The 18,387-nt window shown below is 67.4% G+C and carries 18 protein-coding genes and 2 pseudogenes; 7 read left to right on the forward strand and 13 right to left on the reverse strand.

Going from position 1 to position 18,387, the window contains the following annotated elements:
* Nucleotides 1-74: 74 nt before the first annotated feature.
* The gene (locus tag DL519_RS07190; protein ID WP_190813415.1) at nucleotides 75-992 is read right to left on the reverse strand and encodes an NADP-dependent oxidoreductase; all 918 of its coding nucleotides are present in this window, start codon (nucleotides 990-992) and stop codon (nucleotides 75-77) included.
* 472 nt (nucleotides 993-1,464) lie between these two features.
* Here DL519_RS07190 and DL519_RS07195 point away from each other — a divergent pair, with 472 nt between their 5' ends.
* Nucleotides 1,465-1,734 carry a hypothetical protein gene (locus DL519_RS07195; protein ID WP_190813416.1) on the forward strand — a complete coding sequence of 90 codons (270 nt, stop codon included), beginning with the start codon at nucleotides 1,465-1,467 and terminating at the stop codon, nucleotides 1,732-1,734.
* Between the two features lie 139 nt (nucleotides 1,735-1,873).
* Here DL519_RS07195 and DL519_RS07200 read toward each other — a convergent pair whose 3' ends face one another.
* The 5 genes from DL519_RS07200 to DL519_RS07220 form a co-directional block, all read right to left on the reverse strand.
* Nucleotides 1,874-2,215 (reverse strand): hypothetical protein, encoded by a 342-nt coding sequence (locus DL519_RS07200; protein ID WP_190813417.1) that lies wholly within the window; start codon nucleotides 2,213-2,215, stop codon nucleotides 1,874-1,876.
* Nucleotides 2,179-2,277 (reverse strand): hypothetical protein, encoded by a 99-nt coding sequence (locus DL519_RS07205; RefSeq protein ID WP_190823818.1) that lies wholly within the window; start codon nucleotides 2,275-2,277, stop codon nucleotides 2,179-2,181. The genes DL519_RS07200 and DL519_RS07205 overlap by 37 nt, the downstream gene beginning before the upstream one ends.
* Nucleotides 2,249-2,404 (reverse strand): hypothetical protein, encoded by a 156-nt coding sequence (locus DL519_RS07210; RefSeq protein ID WP_190824598.1) that lies wholly within the window; start codon nucleotides 2,402-2,404, stop codon nucleotides 2,249-2,251. The genes DL519_RS07205 and DL519_RS07210 overlap by 29 nt, the downstream gene beginning before the upstream one ends.
* A gap of 1,195 nt (nucleotides 2,405-3,599) precedes the next feature.
* Nucleotides 3,600-4,805: a cytochrome P450 gene (locus DL519_RS07215; protein WP_190813418.1), complete on the reverse strand. Its 1,206-nt coding sequence runs from the start codon at nucleotides 4,803-4,805 to the stop codon at nucleotides 3,600-3,602.
* Between the two features lie 159 nt (nucleotides 4,806-4,964).
* The gene (locus tag DL519_RS07220; RefSeq protein WP_190813419.1) at nucleotides 4,965-5,930 is read right to left on the reverse strand and encodes a ketopantoate reductase family protein; all 966 of its coding nucleotides are present in this window, start codon (nucleotides 5,928-5,930) and stop codon (nucleotides 4,965-4,967) included.
* Nucleotides 5,931-6,022: 92 nt separating this feature from the next.
* Here DL519_RS07220 and DL519_RS07225 point away from each other — a divergent pair, with 92 nt between their 5' ends.
* Together DL519_RS07225 and DL519_RS07230 are read left to right on the forward strand one after the other, a co-directional pair.
* Nucleotides 6,023-6,601, forward strand: a complete 579-nt coding sequence (locus DL519_RS07225) for a TetR/AcrR family transcriptional regulator (protein WP_190813420.1) — start codon at nucleotides 6,023-6,025, stop codon at nucleotides 6,599-6,601.
* Nucleotides 6,602-7,453: 852 nt separating this feature from the next.
* Entirely contained in the window at nucleotides 7,454-8,734 is a 1,281-nt protein-coding gene (locus DL519_RS07230) for an ISAs1 family transposase (RefSeq protein WP_190812573.1), read from the forward strand.
* 313 nt (nucleotides 8,735-9,047) lie between these two features.
* Here DL519_RS07230 and DL519_RS07235 read toward each other — a convergent pair whose 3' ends face one another.
* From DL519_RS07235 to DL519_RS07245, 3 genes and pseudogenes are all read right to left on the reverse strand, one after another.
* On the reverse strand, nucleotides 9,048-11,327 hold the full coding sequence (locus DL519_RS07235) for a hypothetical protein (protein ID WP_223840465.1): 2,280 nt from the start codon (nucleotides 11,325-11,327) through the stop codon (nucleotides 9,048-9,050).
* Nucleotides 11,328-11,463: 136 nt separating this feature from the next.
* Nucleotides 11,464-11,667 (reverse strand): annotated as a pseudogene (locus DL519_RS45830) (helix-turn-helix domain-containing protein); the annotation flags it as partial.
* 8 nt (nucleotides 11,668-11,675) lie between these two features.
* Complete coding sequence (locus DL519_RS07245) at nucleotides 11,676-12,479, reverse strand: tyrosine-type recombinase/integrase (protein ID WP_223838525.1); 804 nt, start codon at nucleotides 12,477-12,479, stop codon at nucleotides 11,676-11,678.
* A gap of 355 nt (nucleotides 12,480-12,834) precedes the next feature.
* On the opposite strand from DL519_RS07245, the gene DL519_RS07250 reads away from it, so the two are divergent.
* A complete protein-coding gene (locus DL519_RS07250) occupies nucleotides 12,835-13,734 on the forward strand; it encodes an ISAs1 family transposase (protein ID WP_223838526.1) in 900 nt (299 codons plus the stop codon).
* A 183-nt stretch (nucleotides 13,735-13,917) separates the two neighbouring features.
* Here DL519_RS07250 and DL519_RS07255 read toward each other — a convergent pair whose 3' ends face one another.
* The 3 genes from DL519_RS07255 to DL519_RS07265 form a co-directional block, all read right to left on the reverse strand.
* Nucleotides 13,918-14,187, reverse strand: coding sequence for a hypothetical protein (locus DL519_RS07255; RefSeq protein WP_223838527.1), 270 nt, complete (start codon nucleotides 14,185-14,187; stop codon nucleotides 13,918-13,920).
* A 175-nt stretch (nucleotides 14,188-14,362) separates the two neighbouring features.
* Entirely contained in the window at nucleotides 14,363-14,893 is a 531-nt protein-coding gene (locus tag DL519_RS07260; protein ID WP_190813423.1) for a hypothetical protein, read from the reverse strand.
* A gap of 82 nt (nucleotides 14,894-14,975) precedes the next feature.
* Nucleotides 14,976-15,314 carry a dienelactone hydrolase family protein gene (locus DL519_RS07265; RefSeq protein WP_223838528.1) on the reverse strand — a complete coding sequence of 113 codons (339 nt, stop codon included), beginning with the start codon at nucleotides 15,312-15,314 and terminating at the stop codon, nucleotides 14,976-14,978.
* A gap of 198 nt (nucleotides 15,315-15,512) precedes the next feature.
* Here DL519_RS07265 and DL519_RS49745 point away from each other — a divergent pair.
* Both DL519_RS49745 and DL519_RS45840 read left to right on the forward strand, forming a co-directional pair.
* A pseudogene (locus DL519_RS49745) lies at nucleotides 15,513-15,884 on the forward strand (recombinase family protein); the annotation flags it as partial.
* A gap of 193 nt (nucleotides 15,885-16,077) precedes the next feature.
* Nucleotides 16,078-16,398: a hypothetical protein gene (locus DL519_RS45840; RefSeq protein ID WP_223840466.1), complete on the forward strand. Its 321-nt coding sequence runs from the start codon at nucleotides 16,078-16,080 to the stop codon at nucleotides 16,396-16,398.
* Nucleotides 16,399-16,549: 151 nt separating this feature from the next.
* Here the strand turns inward: DL519_RS45840 and DL519_RS07275 are convergent, their stop codons facing one another.
* Nucleotides 16,550-17,452 (reverse strand): EamA family transporter, encoded by a 903-nt coding sequence (locus DL519_RS07275; protein ID WP_223838529.1) that lies wholly within the window; start codon nucleotides 17,450-17,452, stop codon nucleotides 16,550-16,552.
* A gap of 69 nt (nucleotides 17,453-17,521) precedes the next feature.
* Here DL519_RS07275 and DL519_RS07280 point away from each other — a divergent pair, with 69 nt between their 5' ends.
* Nucleotides 17,522-18,373 carry a LysR family transcriptional regulator gene (locus DL519_RS07280; protein ID WP_190813424.1) on the forward strand — a complete coding sequence of 284 codons (852 nt, stop codon included), beginning with the start codon at nucleotides 17,522-17,524 and terminating at the stop codon, nucleotides 18,371-18,373.
* The last annotated feature ends 14 nt before the right edge of the window (nucleotides 18,374-18,387 follow it).

The raw sequence follows: 18,387 nt of genomic DNA on the forward strand, positions 1-18,387 counted from the left end.
CCTCGGCCACCAATTCCTCTCTCGTCAGTAGGGTGCCGGCCGCACGACGGCGCTGTTGGCCTATTCCAGGGCGCTCAGGGGCGCACGCGAATGACGGTCTTGCCCTTGCGCCGCTCGGTCGGGTTGAGCGCAGGGACGGCGTCGTCGAGGGTCGCGACGGTTCCGATGTGCGTGCGAAGGCGCCCGTCCCGCACCCGGTCGACGATCTCCACCAGCTGACTCGGAACGGACTCGACGACGAAGTCGACCGCGAGGCCGTCGGCAGGGCGAGTCTCAGCAGGCCCGACCACCGACACCAGCGTCCCGCCAGGCCGGATGATGCTCGCCGAGCGCCTTTGGATGTCACCGCCGATGACATCGAAGACCAGGTCGACCCCGCCGATGTCTTCGAGATCGTCGTCATCGAGGTCGAGGAACTCGTTCGCGCCGAAGTCGCGCGCCGCCTGGTGGTCCTCCGCCCGCCCGGTACCGATGACGTAGGCGCCGAACTCCCGGGCGAGCTGCGCCACCACAGATCCGACCGCGCCGGCGGCGCCGTGTGCGAGGACGCTCTGCCCCGCCTGAAGACGACCGTGCTGGAACAGGCCTTGCCATGCGGTCAGGCCGGAGATCGGCAGGCTCGCACCCACCGTGAAGTCGACGTTCCCCGGCAGCGGAGCAAGGTTGCGTGCCTCCACGGCCGCGTACTCGGCCAGGGTTCCATCGCGGTGCCAGTCCGTGATCCCGAACACCCGCTGTCCCAGCGAGAGTCCCGTCGTGCCGTAGCCGAGGGAGGTGACCACTCCGGCGAACTCGTGGCCGATGATCGCCTGGGCTCGATCGTGACCGGAGCGATCGACCCACGTCGAGGGCCACTCCCACTCTGCAGGGACGAAGCCCGACGCATGGACTTCAACGACGACGTCGTTGATCGCCGGCGTCGGCTCAGGTCGCTCCGCGAGTGTGATCCCGGCTGCTTCCGCGGCCTGATCCGTCGCGACGATTGCCTTCATTGGTACCTCCGTATATCTCGTGCTCGCCGGCTCTATGCGCCGGTCTGTGACTGTGTTGGTCCTCGTCGAGCTCCGGTCGGACTCGACGCGTTTCAGTGGTCCATTCGTCTGTGGTGACGGACCTTGTAGCCGTTCTTCTGTGGGCTAATCAGCCCACTTCATGCAGTTAACAGGGTCGCCGTAGTATCCGGGAAATTTCGTACTCCGCCGACGCGTGATCGCTGGGCGTGCCGCGATGACCGACGAGGACGACCCGTCGGGCCGGTGAGGCGTCAACGCTGTGCTCCAGCGGACCGGATCGACTGTCATCACCGCTGGTCAGGCATATCCGTTCGAATTTTCCCGGATACTACGGCGACCCCGTGAGTCCCGTGGGTTCAGCGCGAGTGAAGGTTCCTCGTTGGGAACCCGAGGGTGGGTTGCCACCAGGAGCAGGGCTCGACCCGTGGGTTCGAGGTGAACCGACAGTATCGTGTTCGAGCGGACTTTCCAGCAGCGCCCGCGCTGCGGTGGCGTAGCGCAGGCCGGTCTTCTCGTCGAGCCCGAACACGACCGCGAGGTGCAGCGGGTCGGCGCCGTGGGTAAGGGCTTCCTCAAGCTGCCGATCGACGCGGAGGCGTTCGAGGGTGGCTTCGTAGCCTCGGAAGGCAGCTTTCAGCCAGAAGGCGCTGACCGGTCCGGTTTCCAGGGCGGTCCGTTGGTTGATGAGCAGGTGCGGGTTGGCGGTGTTCGGCCAGCGTGAACGTCGGTAGTCCAACCGGGGCGCCGGTAGTTACGGCGGCAGAACCACCGGATTCCTGGTCAGCCTTTCACCAGACTTACTGTCCAAGACTGCCTGGCGTAGCCGGTGACCTGCATATTCGCCCTTTCCTCTGCCATTACTACCGGAACCCGTAGCGGGACAACTCGGCCAGCCGCCGCGGCGGCACCACCTCGGTGTCGACCTTGGCAAACCCCAGCCCCAGAATCTCGGCGGCCCGCTGGAGCGCGTCGGCCATCGCCGGACCCGACACCCGCGTCGGCGGGCGCCGGAGCTTGTCCAGCTGCGAATTCCTGTGCCCCTCCGGAACTTCCAACAACCCGTCCAGGGCAGTGCGCTGCTCGTCGTCGAGCAGCTGGTGCAGCCTCTTCCACAACCGTTTCGCCGCCGCCTTTCGGCGGGAGGCGACCACGCGCACTAGCGTCGTCAACCCGGCAGCAGCACCCGGCGTTCCCACAGCCACGCCACGGCCGCATCGAACAGCGCTTTCGGGCCGTCACCGGTGGTCCAGGCGCGGGCCTCGATCCACTCCCCGAGCTCGCCCTAGCACGAACCCGGCCAGCACATCGGTCTCGAACTCCGCGAGCTCCTCTGGGCTCGCCTCCGGTCGCCGCATGAACCGGCCACGCGGAGCCGCGGCGATGATGCGCACCGTCTACATCCTGTTGCGCGACACCGGACGCCGGCCACGCGAGATCGCGGGCCTTCGACGGGAATGCCTGGAATACATCGACGACGAGTACAGCCTGATCTGGGACAACGGCACGCCGCCGCCACCGGCGACGACTCCCTGTCACCACGCAGACCGCGAAGGCGATCCAGGAATGGCAGGTACACCGCGTTGGTCTGCCCACTCCCGCACAGAGCCAGAACTTTCTGTTCCCAGCATCGACCGAAGACGCCGGGATCCCGCACATGACCGCCAACGCCGTCGCGCGGGCCGCGCTCGGCCACCCGCGCGTACCGGGCAGCCCGTGAGTAGCTGCTTCGGCGTTGGCCCAGGCCACGAACGTTTCGATCCGGCCTCCGAGTGTGGCCGTCTTGAGCGATCCGGTGCCTGGCCGCGACATGGTGTCGTGAACGTCGTGTCGAACAGGAGCGCTCCCTCAGGAACCATTCGCTCCAGCACGCGAATGGCGTTGACGACAGGACGAATCGCGACCCAAGGCACGTCGCGTTTCACTCCGGAAGACTTGTGGTTGCCGTGCTCGTCAACGGCGGTCTTGAACACGGTGCTGCGGATCAAGTGCCGACCACCCTTGCCGTCGGCATCAGGTTTCGGGTCAGGGCAGCACCCGGACCGCATGCCCAGGACTACTGGTGGAAGGCACTTATTCCGACCATGCGCTATTCCCTACCGGAGACGAGGACCTGACCGCCGCTGGCAATGCAATCGCGGATGATAACGCCGGTTGCTGGGCGGCCAGCACGTCCTATCGGGCGTCGTCGACTCCTGCCGCCGTTCGAACGTCCTCTTCTGCCGATGAGCGTGAGATCGCCCGATGATCGCTGATTTGGGTTATGAGGGTCGGGCCGCCTGATCCGGCCGGCGCGGTCCGGCCTCGTGCTCCGAAGCTGATCGCTCTTGTCCTGCTCCATGAGACCGGATGTGGAGGTGGCCGGATGAGTGACGCCGGTGGTCCCGGGCACATCTCGGGCACCAGATGGGAGACACACCGGTCCGCGGTCTCGGGTCGCCCATCCGGCTGGTGGGCAGTGTGGCCGACGCCGAGGACGTCACCCAGGACGTGTGCTGCTCGAAGTCTCGGCGGATCTGTCCGCTGTGGACGGTTCACGGGCCTGGCTCATGGCCCTCTCCTCCTGAGGTGGGGATGGCAGTTCGTCCTCTACCAGGTCACCGGGAGCTGGTACAGGCCGTAGATGTTCGCGTCGTCCTTGAACGGCAGCTCGTCGACATCCACCGCCAGCTCCAGCGTGGGGACGCGGCGGAACAGCGTGTCGAACACGATCTGCAGCTCCATCCGGGCCAAGTTCTGGCCCAGGCACTGGTGCGGCCCGAAACCGAACGCAACGTGGTGGCGCGCGCCGCGCTCGATGTCGAGCTCGTCCGGGTTCTCGAACGCCCGCGGGTCCCGGTTCGCCGAATAACCGAGCGCCAGCACCCCTTCGCCGGCCTTGATGAGCTGCCCGCCGACCTCGATGTCCTCGACGCACAGCCGGGCCGTCGCTACGTCGATGATCGTGAAGTACCGCAGCATCTCCTCGACCGCGTTGAGCGTCCTGCCCGGGTCGGCCTTGATCATCGCGAGCTGCTCCGGGTTGCGCAGGAACGCCACGGTCGACAGCGAGATCATGTTCGCCGTCGTCTCGTGGCCGGCCACGAGCAGCACCAAGCCCATACCGGCCAGTGCCGTCCGCCGGTAGGTGCCGTCCTCGCGCAGCTTGACGATCTGCCGCCCGAGCAGGTCGTCCGGCGGGTTCTCTTCCTTCTCCGCGATGAGGTCAGCCATATAGCCCTGGATGGCCTCCATCGCCGCCCACCGCTCCTCGGGCGGCGTCGACTGCTTGATCACCTTCACCGTGTTCTCCTGGAAGAACTCATGGTCGGCGTAGGGCACACCCAGCATCTCGCAGATCACCAGCGACGGGACCGGCAGCGACAGCGAGTCCACCAGGTCACCGGGCCGCGGCCCGGCCAGCAGCACGTCGATCTGCCCGTCGACGATCTCCTGGATCCGCGGCCGCAGCGCCTCCAACCGGCGCACCGTGAACTCACCGAGTACCGCCCTGCGCGCCGGCCCGTGCTCGGGTGGGTCCATGGCGATCAGGAAGCGCTCCTCGTCCGGCCGTCGAGACGCCGCCTCGCCCTCGACCAGCGCTGGGAAGTCCGGATGCTGCCGGTCGGCGCTGAACCGCCGGTCGTTCAACACGGTTCGCACGTCTTCGTGGCGGCTGATCACCCAGGCCCACCCGCCGTCGGGCAGACGAACCCGCGAGACCGGCTCTCCTTCGCGGATCTCCTCGTACGCCGGCGGCGGCACGAACGGGCACGTACGTGCCATGGGAAACTCGTGCTTCTCGGCGGTAGTCATGACTTTCCTTCCACGACGTCACGGACAGGCGATAGAGGCTGGACAGCGAAAAGCCGCGTGTGAACGGCAGTTGGTCGACCGGTGCGACCTGGTTTGACTCTGGGACGCGGCGGGCCAAGGAGCGGCAACGGACCACCGGGACCGACAACATCGGTGGATTCAGACTCGACCCGTCCCCTCACGGGCGAAGTTCGGTTCCGCCGCTTCCAAACGCGGTACGGAGATGCCCAGCCGTCGCGCTTCGGCCAGGACGTCCCGGCAGACCTCGCGCGGCTCCTCGGCGTCGGGGTCGTCGTGCGCCGTGAGGCTCACGCGCGCGGGCGGGACATGAGTAGTCAGCCAGGCGAGCACGGGGGCCGTCAGCCAGGTGGGCGCCCGGAACGGCAGCAGACCGCCCCGGTGCCGTCGCAGGTCGACGCCGCGCGCCTCGAGGAGCGGCAGCAGCTCGCGGCCAGCCAGCAGCGCCTCGCGCAGGTCGCCCCTTGCCCCGGCCAGCTTGGACAGGGAACCCAGCCGCAGGCCCTGCGAGAACATGCCGGCATCCGAGGCGAAATGGACCCACAGCCAGCCGCGGAAGTCGGGCCGCTCCTTGATCCGGAGCCCGGACTCGCGAAACGCCCGGCGCACGGCCCGCTCCCGGTCGGTCGGAGGCTGGCCGAGGGTGCCGAAGAGGACCGACGGCAGCAGTGCCCCGTGGAGCACGCCGTCCGCGCCGAAACCGCCACCGGCCTGGGGAAAGCCCCAGGCGATCCGGTCGAGCGGGAGTGCGCCGATCGCGGCCAGCGGCTCGGTCCAGAGGTTGCCGAAGACCAGGACCGTGGCCTGGCCGACACGCGGGGACAGGAAGGCCGTCGCCTCCGCGAGGCGGTGGTGCGGCACGCTCAGCACGATCAGGTCGAAGTCGTGGTCCGGCTCCAGCGCCTCGCGGTAGCGCACCGGCCACTTCTCGACGACGCGCTGCCCCCACACCCGGCGCCGCGTATCGAACAGGTCGAGGTCCACCGCGTCCCCGTACGTCGCCGCGCGGCCCGGCCGGACGTAGAACTCGACGTCATGTCCGGCCTGTTGCAGGGCCCAGCCGTAGACGGTGGCGATCACGCCTCGGCCGAACATCAGGATCTTCACGCTGCACCTCGTGGGATAGGATCGCGATTTGGAGGTCATCTCCACTTTCCAAAATATGGAGGTCATCTCCATTTGTCAACGCGAGGGAGCGCATGAACGCCGACAAGCCGCTGCGGGCCGACGCCCAACGCAACCGCGAGGCCCTGCTCGCCACAGCTCGGGAGGTCTTCGACGCCGGAGGCTTCTTCGACCTGCGCTTCGATGACTTCGCTCGCCTGGCCGGGGTGGGCACCGGCACGCTGTACCGCCACTTCCCCACCCGGGAGGCACTGGCCGAGGCGGTCTACCACGGGGAAGTCGCCACACTGTGCGACCGTGCCCGCCAGCTACAGGCCACACTGCACGCGGCGGAGGCTTTGGCGACCTTCCTACGCAACATGGTCGACCACATAGCTGCCCACGAGGGCCTGGCCCGAACGCTGGCCACGCTCATGGCCGATCGCTCAGGTGCCCTCGCCGAGGGCAGCCGGGCGCTGGAGCAGGCCGTCACCGACCTGGTGGCCGCCGCCGTGCGGGACGGCGCCGTTCGCGACGACGTGGATGCCGGTGCCGTGATGATGGCGCTGCACGGCATCGGCGCGGCCCATGACCGCCCCGGTTGGCGGGCCGAGGCCGACGACGTCATCACCCTCGTGCTGGACGGACTGCGCCGACCGCGCTCGGACGGATAGCTCGCGCGATTCGCCAGCCGACCACCGCCGCTAAGCGGCATCGCCAAGGAACCTCAGTGGATGACCGGGATGCAATGCTCGATACCCGCGCCCTGCCCGACGAAGTCAGCACACCCCGAACGGGCACGAACCAGGCGCCTGACCAGGAGTGACGCCGCCCGCTGTGTTGGTGAGTGGGTCGCTCGGGCTCGCGTTCGGCAGATAAAGCGGCTGGCCTTTTGTCTCACTGCTGCCGGGCCACGCCATCCCCACCGTTGATCGACCGACCCGACACAACAAAATTCGACAAGGATCGAACATTCGCAAATGCCGCTGAGCGGGCGCCAGCGGATGTGATCGGCTCATCAGGTGTCCTTGTCCAGCGTCAGACCGCCGACTCCTGATCACGTTTGGTGTACTTGACCTGGTTCGAGATGCAGTTCATATGGCGTAGCGCAATCAGCCGCGAGAGTGGCGACAGGAGCGCCGCACGGACACGCTCTGTTCAGGCCCGAATCTCCCGTTGGGCCGCAGCATCCGTAGCTGTTCTCCCCGTTCGGCAGCGCCTGCAGACTCCGTGCGTCGTCCGGATGCAAGACAACAGTGTCTCGAGTGCCCGCTGAGACAACGAAGCCTTCGTCGGTGCACCGAACGAAGCCGCGTGGTTGTGCAGGCCGAGGGTTGTCCGAATCGACCGATGGCACGTAGGGAGCACCCCAGGGTTCCGGCCAGGGGAACGTCAAAGTTTGTGATCTTGGTGTGAAGTCCTGAGTGCGTGGTGACGCGTGGTGTGTCTGGATGTGGGTGGTGGCCTTCTGCCTGCGATGATGCGGGTTACCACACCTTGATCATCGTCCTAACAGGAGGCCACCGGTGTCAGTGTCGCATGTCCAGGATTCGTGCTCGCCGATTGCTGGCGGGTTCGGTGCGTCCGTGGAGATCGGCATGGACGTCGGTGTTGCCGCGGTGGGCGGGTTGGTCGAGATGCTGAGTCGGGTGCCTGACCCGCGCAAGCCGCGCGGGGTTCGTCACCGGGTTGGTTCAGTGCTGGCGGTAACGGTGTTCGCAGCGCTGGCCGGGGCCGGTAACTTCCGGGAAGCGGGGGATCGTGCCGCGGACCTGCCGCAGGAGTTGTTGGTGTTGGCCGGCTGCCGTCGGCACCTGTTGACCGGGCGTTATGTCGCGCCCAGCGAATCGACGATTCGTCGGGTGGCGCACGATATCGATGCTGACGCCGCCGATGAGCAGGTGTGCCGGTGGCTGCGGGAGCAAGCTGCGGCTGCGGCCCTGGCCCGTGGCGTCGATGTGGCCGGGGGTGATGACCACGGACCAGAGGGACTGGTCGGTGTGGCCATGGATGGCAAGACCCTGCGGAACACGGTGGCGCCCGGCGATCCGGAAGGCAGCGAGGTGAAGCTGTTCTCGGCGATGCTGCACCGAGAAGCCGTCGTCATTGCTCAGTTGCGGGTTCCTGAGGGCACCAACGAGATCACCCAGGTGGCCGCGCTGCTCAAGGACATCGATCTGACCGGTGTGGTCGTCACCGGGGACGCCGCGCACGCCCAGCACACCACCGCCGCGTACCTGACCCAGGACCGGGGCGGCCACTACGCACTCACGGTGAAAGGCAACCAGCCCACCCTGCTCACCCAGATCGCCTCAGTGCTCCCGCCGGCCGCGCCGGGCACCGCGCATCACGCCGAAACCGACCGCAGCACAGGCAAGATCGTGCGCCGCCAGATCTGGGTCGCACCGGCCAACGATGTTGACTTTCCCGGTGCCGCACAAGTGTTTCGTATCCGCCGCGACACCTTCGACCACGCGGGTAACCACCTGACCAAGGAGGTCGTGCACGGCATCACCAGCCTGACCGCCGAACAAGCCGGCGCCGACCTGATCGCCCGGTTCGTCCGCCAACATTGGGGCATAGAGAACAAGATTCACTGGGTTCGAGACGTCGTCTACCGCGAAGACCACCAACACGCCTACACCGGAACAGGAGCCCAGGTCATGGCCACCCTCCGCAACCTCGCCCTCGGGCTATTACGCCTGGCCGGAATCACCCAGATCACCCGAACTCTGGAACGTATCGCCGCTGACCGAACCCGAATCATTCCGATCATCGCAGCCGCTACCAGCACAAACCGACTTTGACGATCTCCTGGGGTTCCGGCTCGATCGCGTAGTGTCCTCGTAGGACGGTCGACTCTGCTCGGCGCGTCTCCTTGTCCCTGGGAGCGGAACCTGACACGTCAGGGACCGCCGGTATCTCGACAAGGTCCGGCGTGAGCGCTGTTCCGCACGCGGAGCAGAGAAAGACGGCCACCTCGTAGTTATATCCGCATGGACACCCGCTCCGCATAGACATTACGCACTCGCGGTCATCGCGCAGCGAATCAAGCTACTGAGTGTGCCGCCCGCCGATCGGCAGTTCAGCATGACGCACGCTCATGCCGCTGATCGGGAGCTATTCGTTTCGCTGTGGCTTGCCGTGCTCTGCGGCTCTGATCGCGAGGTAGTCGGTCCAGTCTCGGCGGGCGTAGGTGACCCAGCGGACTGCGGTGTTGACGTGGAGGCCGAGGAGGTCGGCGAGGATCGCGGCCGGGAGGTCGGCGGCGAGCGCGGCGAGCGCGCCGTTGCGGGCTGGCCGGGCGTTGATGCCGTGCCGGTTGAGCAGGTTGGTAAGGCTGTGTCCGTCGATGGGTTGCCCGGGAACGCGGCCGGGGAACAGCCAGCGGGGTGTGTTCGGGCCGTGGGGGATCATGAGCGGGGTCGGCGGCCGGGAGGCCAGATCGCGGAGCAGAGCGCCGAGTCGCGGCGGCAGCAGGATCGGGTGACGGCCCGCCGTCAGGTAGGTGTCGTCTCCTTTATCGGTGAGATGGTCTGCGGTGAGGTGCCGGATCCGCTGGGGTTGGAGGGCGAACAGGATGACGAGCGCTCCGGCTGACCGGGCCTCGATGGGGAGGGTCTCGTTGCTCAGGCAGTGTTGCAGGAGTTGCCAGCGTTCGTCGTCGTCGACTCGGTCGGCAGGTTCCTGGCGTGGGATGGAGGGAACGGTGAGCCGGCGGCTGAGGCCGCGGTCGGCAGTCCAGCTGAGGAAGTAGCGGACTCGGTTGCGGCGCTGGGTGTTCTCCTCGTCAAGCCATCGGTCGAGGTCGTCCTGGCCGAGGTCTTGCAGGGTGGTGTCCTGGGTGTTGATCCAGGCCAGGAGGTCGAGGGCGACCAGGATCCGGCGGCGCAGATCACGGCCGGCAGTGGTGGGGAAAGCGCGTTTGCCCGCCCGGCTTCGGGCTCGGCGCAGCAGGTGCCAGTACAGGAAGGGGCGGACGAGGTTGGCGTGCTCGAGCGGCTTGTCGGCCAGATAGTGCTCCAACCACGCTGAAACACGTTCGAGGTCCTCGTGTCGCTCGGGGAGCACCCCGGTCTGCACCATCATCTGCCGGAGATGCTGAACAGCGGCACCGGGTGGCAGTTTGTCCAGGAGGTCGTGACTGATCGGGCGGCCTTCGGCGACGAACGCTGCCAGCAGTTGGGCGTTCGGATGTTCGTGAACCCATTGGATGGCCTTGAACGGCGTGTGAGTGTTGGTGAGGCGGTCCGCGAGCGGCTGGAGTTGAGGTGAGATGGTCCCGTCCGGTCCGGCGAGCAGGTCGTTGACCTTGTCGGCGACGACGCAGTGGGCGCAACGCCCGTGCCCGTAAGGGTTTCCTGACCGTCCGCACCGTCGGCAGGTGTAGTCGACGTCGTGCCCTGCGCAGCGACCGCAAAGCCCGGCTCCGCTGGTGTCCCGGGCGATGAGCGGATGGGACTCGTGGCAGCGGCCGCACTCGGTTGGGGTCCGGAGGATGGCGGTGTAGCAGCTCTGGCAGACCACTCCGATCGGCCAGTAGGTCATGACTGGCTTGTCGGGCCCGCACCGAGCGCAGGTCACGCGGGGACGCTCGTCGCGGGCGTAGCAGGTGTGGCAGATCGGCTCGCCGGAGGTGATCCGTTGGCAAGGCCGTATCCGTCCGCAACGTGAACAAGTCCGTTCCGGTCCTCGATAGCAACTGTCGCAGAGGTCGGGCTCATCGCCGTGAGCGTTGCGGGCGATCTTGCCGAGGCGGCCGCAGCGGCCGCAGGTCCGTCGCGGACGCCGATGCCGGGTGTAGCACAAGTGGCAGTAGGCGCCCTGCTCGTCGATGAGGGCGGCGGCAGCCGTCTTCCCGCAGGACACGCATGCGTGCATGGGCCGTCGGCTCTTCCAGCAGGACTGGCAGAGCGCGCGGCCGTCGGGGAGGCGGACAGCCGGGCAACGGTGTGAGCCGCACTCGGCGCATTCTTCGACGACCTCGGGGTCGGCGCGGTAGCACCGGTTGCAGATGCCGCCCTCGGGCCTCCTGGCCACGATCTTTATCTCAGTGGCGCCGCAGCGTCCACACGTGCCCTTGCGCTCACGCCCGTAGCAGGTCCCGCAGATCCGACCCTCAGGTCGGCCGTGCCGAAGGTCGAGGTGGATCTTTCCGCAGCGAGCGCAGCCAGGCCGGACGACGAGCTGCCCGGCGTCGTGCAGGACGTGGGTCAGACGGATCAGCATCAGGGAGCAGCGGGGATCACCCGAGGTGAGGGCCTCGGGATTATCGGCCATATGCACGGCCAGTTCCTCCAGGAACCGGGCTGGGCCCTGGCCCTTCATCGTGAGTGGCACCACGACCTCCAGCGCCGCCCTGGCTTCGTCGGCACTCAACCCTGGAAGGGCGCTGGCCACCTGGACGGTCGCAGCCGTTATCGCGGTATCCAGCCGTTCTGCTTGGCGGGCGAGCCGGGCTGCGCACCGCCGGCGCCGGGGCCGTCGTCTCGCTGGCGGTTTTGCGGACCTCGGCATCGACCGTCTGAACCTCGATGAGGTCGTTCGGGGTGCAGGCCAGGATGTCACAGAGCGCGGCGAGAGTGTCCATCGACAAGCGTTGCGGCGGTTGAGTAACCAACCGGAACACCTGCTCACGGGACAGGTGGACGCCGCGCTCGGCCAGCGCAGGCCCCAGATCGGTGGTCTGGAACATGTCGTGGGCGGCCATGAGCTTGCGCAGATTCCAGCGGATCCCCATCTTCTTGATCACGGCTTCTCCCAGAGCTCGGCATGGCGGGCAGTGAGCTTGCTCTTCAGCAGCCGGTTGCGGTACTCATCCGACACACCCGTGTAGATCGCCGTCGTAGCGGCGACCTTGTGACCTGCCTGATCTTGAACGAATCTCTCGGGGTAATCGAACTCCACGAGATGCGTGATCATGGAGTGGCGGAGGCTGTGTAGGTCGAGTTCCTCGGGCAGTGCAGCGGCCTGGCGGGCGGTCTCGAACGCCTCGTTGGCGCCGCGCTTGGACAACCGACCGCGCCGTTCGGTCACCCAGAACGCCGGGTGCTGACCGACGTCGAGCCGCGGACGGACCTCGGTGACGTAGTGGTCGAGAACGTCGACGATCCAGTCCATCTCCGGGACGGTGAACACGGTGCGGCGCTTGGGTGGGCTGCCGTTGGACGACTTGCCGAACCTGACGAACAGCGCGCCGTACCGGCCAAAGTCCGGGGTCTTGGGGTTGTGCCGCAGATCCGCCAGGTCCAGGCCGACCATCTCCTGTCGACGGAGGCCGAATGCGTAGAAAGCCTTAAGCAGCGCGGAATCCCGCATCGCGGTCAACGCACCCTTGCGGCCACGGGCACGTTTGTCGTCCACCCGGGCGTCCGCCGCGTCGAACAGCGATTGGACCTCCTCGTAGGTCAGCGGACGACGACCGGGCTGTCCCTCGAATTCGGCCACATGGGTGACCGAGTTCCACTCGTGCAGGATCTGCGCCGGAACCCTGCCGAACTGCTCAAGGCAGGTAGCAAGCCACCCGTAACGGGCGTCGGTGATGAAGTCCATGAACATCCGCAGACCGTTTTGGTACTGCCGCCCCGTCGAGACCGTGAAGTTCGGGTTCTTCGACCGAAGATGGTCGAAGAACGCCTCGACCTCGGCAGGCTCCTCAGGGCTGAGGCAAAGTCGTGTGCCGGGTGGTTTGACCTGTTGTTTTGGGATGTGCGTGGTGAAGGTTGGGGGGTTGGAGCAGGCACGGCGGGACCGTTGATCATGAAGGTTCCTACGCCATCGTGATCTTCGGAGCCTTGCCGTGCCTGCTGTGTCATCGTCTCCCATTGCTGCGTTGTCTCGTCAACTGGCCCCGTTGGGCGGGGTGGCGTCACAGGCGCGGGGTGAGTTACTCGGGGTACTGGAGTCGGTGCCGGACCCACGCAAGAAACGAGGTGTACGGCATCGGTTCGCGGCGATCCTGTTCGTGTCGGTGTGCGCGGTGGTTTCCGGTGCACGCTCCTTCGCCGCGATCGCCGAATGGGCCGCCGACGCCGTCGACGACACCCTGTCTGAGATGGGGATCGGCGCGCCGAACGCCTCGACGATCCGGCGTGCGCTGTCGGCGTTCACCGGCGACGGGTTCGATACCGCGATCAGCAGGTTCCTCGCCGGCCGCCTGGCCGCTGCGGCCAGAGCCGGCACGGCCGGGGTCAAGACGGGTCTGCGGGTGCGGCGTCGCGCGATCGCGGTCGATGGCAAGGCGCTGCGAGGCTCACGGGTCGGCGACGGCCGGGCGCGAATGCTCATGGCATGCCTGGACCACGCCGCGGGAGTGACGCTCAGCCAAGTCGAGATCAGCGAGAAGACCAACGAAATCCCCATGTTCTCAACACTTCTCGACAAGATCGACGATCTCGCCTGTGTCGTGGTCACCGCCGATGCCCTGCATGCCCAGCGTGAGCACGCCGAGTACCTCCACCGCCGGGACGCCCGTTACGTCCTCACCGTCAAGGGAAATCAGCAGAGTCTGCGCCGGCAGCTGGCGGGCCAGCCATGGAAGGACGTCCCGGTCGGACACCGCGAGACCGACAACAGCCATGGCCGCACGGTCACCCGCAGCTACAAGATCATCACCATCGAAGCCGGGATCTGCTTCCCGCACGCCGCAGCCATCCAGATCACTCGCACCCGCAAACGCAAGCGCGACTCCAAGCGCGCCACACGTGAGACCGTCTACGCGATCACCTCACTGACCGCCGAGCAAGCCCAACCCGCCGAACTGGCCCGCTACATCCGCGGGCACTGGCACGTAGAGAACAACACGTAGAGAACAAGCTGCACTGGGTCCGCGACGTCACGATGGGCGAGGACGCCTCACGAATCTCCACCGGTGGAGGCCCCGGCATCATGGCCGGCATCCGCAACCTCGCAATCAGCCTGCTCCGCCTGGCCGGTCACACCAACATCGCAAAAGCACTACGCCACCACGCACGAAAACCACAACGAGCCATCACACTGATCCTGACCAGCTAAAACCCGACTTTGCCTCACCCCTGGCAGGCTCCCACTCCCACGGGTACTGATTGGTGAACTCGGCAAACCGGCGGATCAGTGACAACCGTGGCTTGATCGTCCCTTCCCACTTCAGAAACCGTGTCCGCTGTTGCCGGCTCCAGCCTTCCAGCATGCCCTTGAACACCGCTGACGCAGGGTCAAGGTGCACGACGTTGCCCGCCAGCACCAGATGCGCAGCACCCGGCAGATCAGCCGCTCGACCCACTCCAACCTCCGTTACATCAGACGCAACATTGTTGAGTCGAGTAGGTCCGAGCGCAAGAGGTCCTGGCAGATCCGTCAGTCAAGCGGCAAGCTGTCTCCACGCAGCGCCCTGAGCTGCAGCTTCGCCAGTATTCGAGCGTGTCGAATGCTTCATCAGATGCAACTCCGCCCGTTTCTCACCTGGGCGGGCGCCTGTGAGGTAGCTGCAGACGATGAACGCGGCCGGTCGTCAGGTGCCGCATCAGGGTTGGGGCCTCGTTGAAGTCGATCGTCGACCGCCACGGCCTTCCGGCGATCCGGCCGCTCACCGCAACATCGAGCGGACAAGGCCCAGGGCGCTGCGCCACCGCGGCTACCAACCCCTCGATCTGGTTGGCGGAGGCTCCCGTGATGCCGCCGATGTAGCGGCGGGCCAGCACGATTTTGTTCTTGTAGATGGTGGCGGTGCTGGTGCGGGCTATGTCCGTGAGGCGTTGCCGTTCGGCCCAGGCGGTGAGGATACCCTCTGCCAGGTCGTCGACCACGCGCATCGCCCAGACCAGCAGGGGACCCATGGTCGCGGCCAGTGGTTCGGTCTCGTTCTCCCCACCGAGCGTGGTCGCGGCGCGGCGGGGGAGATAGTCATCGACACCCGCGTCTTCCCATGGTGGTCGTCCGATCCCATTCGGACGGGCGCTGAGCTGGTCGAACGCCCACAGTCGTGTCAACGTGCCCAAGATCTTGTAGACGCGTTGTCGTCCGATCCCCGAGTCTCGGCACTGTTCGCCGTAGTCGTGCAGGACGTCGGTGTCATTCGGCGAAATGGTGGATGCCTCGCCCTTCTAGCCATGTGGCCAGCTTGATCCACTCCGAGATGCCCCGCATCCGGTCGGGGTCGGCGAGCAGCGGCATGCAACGGGCCAGCATCTCCTCGGGGTCGCCCAAATAGCGCCCGCCGTGGAGGTCGAAGGCCAGCGCCACGTATCCCAGCTCAGCCAGGGCATCGGCTCGGCGGCGCTCGACGTCGCTGAGCCCCAGCTCCTCGGGCCCGATCAGGACTGCGGGCCGGCCATCGACACCGGCGGGGTGCGCGAGGTGCCCGATCATCGTTAGGCCGTCGGCCGGGTATTCGACCGTACGCGCTGTCACCGTCGTCATGAGACTGGACGGTAGTGACCGTCGAGCCTGGTCGGGCCGATGTTCACCGCTGGCAGACGGTGGTCTGCCCCGGCTGCACCACCAGGGCATGGGCCGCCTGTCGGCAAACGTTTGCCGACAGGCGGCCCATGCATCCAACGAACCCAGACATTCCGGGGCGCCGGGGCGCCGCCGATCCAATCAGATCCGATGGTGATTGCTGACGACCAGCAGTCGACTGCCCGGCAGAACCTCGTCGTGGACGAAGCTGGGATCCAGGACCCGGTCACCTTCGAGGAGGAGGCCGGCACCTCCAGCCGCCTCCACCCGCTCCAGCGGCCGAAGTTCGGCGAGCTGCTGGCGTACGCGCGGCCCGGCGACATCGTGCATATCTCCGAGATGTTCCCCCTCGTGCGCGGCACCCAGCACATCCTCGACGTGCTCGACGTCCTGCACACTGGCCGCCTCGCCCTGCGCATCCACGACGCCGCGTTCTCCGCGATGGACCTCTCCGCCCGCCACCCGCGCACCGGAGAACTGCTGTCCACGGTGAAGTTCATGGTGCGGACCATCGCGGCCGCCGGCGACCTCCAGCGCGAAATGACCTACGACGGGCTACGGGCCGCCGAGGCCAAGGGCAGCAGGGGCACCCGCCGCCCGGCCATCAAGACCGACGCCGTCCGTACCGCCCTACCTGAACGGCCGATCCATCGCCGCCCTGGCCCGCGAGCACGGCGTCAGCCGCAGCGCCGTCCGCACGGCGATCGCCGACCTCATGATCGAACACATCGCCGCCGACAACGAGGACGCCCCGGCCCCGGAGCTGCCGGTCACCCTCGACATGCCGGGCAAGATTGCCGACTTCCTCCGTGCCGCCGAGCTGGAGCCCAACGAGCGGTCCGCGCTCGACCACGGCCTGACCGTGCGGCGCGGCCAGGGCTACACCCTGCGCGTCAGCGCCGCGCCCGCAGTTCATCGCCAGCTCCTCGAACGCTGCACCGGCACCCAGGGCACCCCGGCGATCCAGGCACAGCGCAAGGCCCGCCGCGAATACGAGAACCGTGTCAACGCCTTTCTGGCTACAGCCGGACCATGATCGTTCTCAGCGCCAACGGCTGTACCAATGTTCCATCTGCCGGCTTCCGCTGTCCGGGCCCCGAGCCGGTCGGCTACGCCCTGCTGATCGTCCTGCCCTGACCCCGCGCAGCAACGGAGGGACCCCACCTCCGCGACAGCGTGAAGAGCTTTCAAACCCCGGGCTGGCGGCTGGTGGTGATGACGCTGATGATGTTCGCGGTGATGATGGCCGCGATGCTCAGCCACTCGCCGGCCTGCAGGGTCTGGCCGAGGAACACCAGGCCGACCGTGGCCGCCAGGACCGGGTTGATGCTCATGAAGATGCCGAAGAAATGGGCCGGGACCCGGCGCAGCGCCAGCATGTCGGTGAGGAACGGAAGCGCCGAGGACAGGATGCCCGCTGCCGCCGCGCACCCCAGCGCGGCCTGCGTCGGTGGATTCCGGACGAGCACGACGATGCCGATCGGCACGAACAAGAGTCCCGACAGCCCGGCCGCGACCGCGGTGCCCTCGGCACCGGGCAACCGGCGGCCCACCGAGCGGTTGAGCAGGATGTAGGACGCCCAGCACACCGCGGCCAGCAGCGCGAGGCCGATGCCGAGGTAGTCCGTCGTCGGCTGCGGCCGAGTCAACGCGACCACACCCGCCGCGGCCACCACCGCGCAACCGAGGTCCACCAAGCGGCGCGAGGCCGCCAGGGCGACAGCCAGCGGACCGAGGAACTCCAGCGTCACCGCCAGGCCCAGGCCGATGCGGTCGATCGCGCTGTAGAGCGAGAGGTTCATCGTCGCGAACACCGCGGCCAGCAGCAGGACCGGCTGCCACTGCCGCCAGGTGAACGACCGCAGCCGCGGTCGGCCCACCGCCAGCAGAGCGACGGCGGCGACCCACTGCCGCACCGCCACCACACCGGCCGGGCCGATCACCGGGAACGCCAGCGATCCGATCGCTGCGCCGACCTGATTGGACAGCCCGCTGCCGAGCATCATCGCAATACCCGCGTAGCGGCCGCCATTGTCGGTGACGGGAGCCGGGGTGGTCACGGGCCGCTGTGCGTGCGCTGTCGTCTGCATGCACCAGAGCGTGCGCGTCGGCGAAGCTTCCGCAAAATGCATCCAATGCCTCAGCTATACGCTTTGGTTATGCACGTGGAGCTTAGGCAGCTGCGCTGCCTGGTCGCGATCGTCGACGAGGGCACCTTCACCGACGCCGCCGTCGAACTGGGTATCTCCCAGGCGGCGGTGTCCCGCACGCTGTCCTCGCTGGAAACCACCCTCGGCGTCCGGCTGCTGCGCCGCACCAGCCGCGAGGTCGTCCTCACCGCCGTCGGCATGCAGGTCCTCGCCCGCGCCCGCCGGCTGCTGGCCGAGGCCGACGAACTGGAGCGCGAAGCAACCTCGGGGCACACCCGGCTTCGCATCGGCTACGCCTGGTCCGCGATGGGCCGCCACACGGTGAATTTCCAGCGCCAGTGGACCGCGCTGCGCCCGGACGTCGAGCTGCACCTGGTCCGCACCAACTCTGCCACCGCTGGGCTGGCCGAAGGTGCCTGCGACCTCGCGGTCGTGCGCACCCCGCCCGATCAGCGGCGCTTCGACGACGTCATCGTCGGGCTGGAACGGCGGTTCTGCGCCGTGGCTTCCGACGACCCGTGGGCCCGCCGCCGCTTTATCCGGCTGGAGGAGTTCAGCGAACGCACCCTCATCATCGACCGGCGCACCGGCACCACGACCACCGAGCTGTGGCCACCGGAGAACCGGCCTGCCGTCGAATACACCCACGACGTCGACGACTGGCTCACCATCATCGCCACCGGGCGCTGCGTCGGCATCACCGCGGAGAGCACCGTCACCCAGTACCCGCGGACGGGCGTGGTCTTCCGCCCGCTGCGCAACGCCGCTCCCATCGCGGTGCGGCCGATCTGGTGGCGCGACGACCCCCACCCCGCGGCGCAGGACGCCGTCGCCCTGCTCACCGACCTCTACCGGGCGTAGCACCGGCGGCCCGA

The organism is Saccharopolyspora pogona (assembly GCF_014697215.1).
GTDB lineage: Bacteria > Actinomycetota > Actinomycetes > Mycobacteriales > Pseudonocardiaceae > Saccharopolyspora > Saccharopolyspora hattusasensis.

What these genes read in the sequence shown, in the direction of transcription:
- DL519_RS07190 (WP_190813415.1), bottom strand. Translation starts at nt 992, where the DNA reads ATGAAGGCAATCGTCGCGACGGATCAGGCCGCGGAAGCAGCCGGGATC.
- DL519_RS07215 (WP_190813418.1), bottom strand. Translation starts at nt 4,805, where the DNA reads ATGACTACCGCCGAGAAGCACGAGTTTCCCATGGCACGTACGTGCCCG.
- DL519_RS07225 (WP_190813420.1), top strand. Translation starts at nt 6,023, where the DNA reads ATGAACGCCGACAAGCCGCTGCGGGCCGACGCCCAACGCAACCGCGAG.
- DL519_RS07245 (WP_223838525.1), bottom strand. Translation starts at nt 12,479, where the DNA reads ATGGACTTCATCACCGACGCCCGTTACGGGTGGCTTGCTACCTGCCTT.
- DL519_RS45840 (WP_223840466.1), top strand. Translation starts at nt 16,078, where the DNA reads ATGATCGAACACATCGCCGCCGACAACGAGGACGCCCCGGCCCCGGAG.
- DL519_RS07275 (WP_223838529.1), bottom strand. Translation starts at nt 17,452, where the DNA reads ATGCAGACGACAGCGCACGCACAGCGGCCCGTGACCACCCCGGCTCCC.
- DL519_RS07280 (WP_190813424.1), top strand. Translation starts at nt 17,522, where the DNA reads ATGCACGTGGAGCTTAGGCAGCTGCGCTGCCTGGTCGCGATCGTCGAC.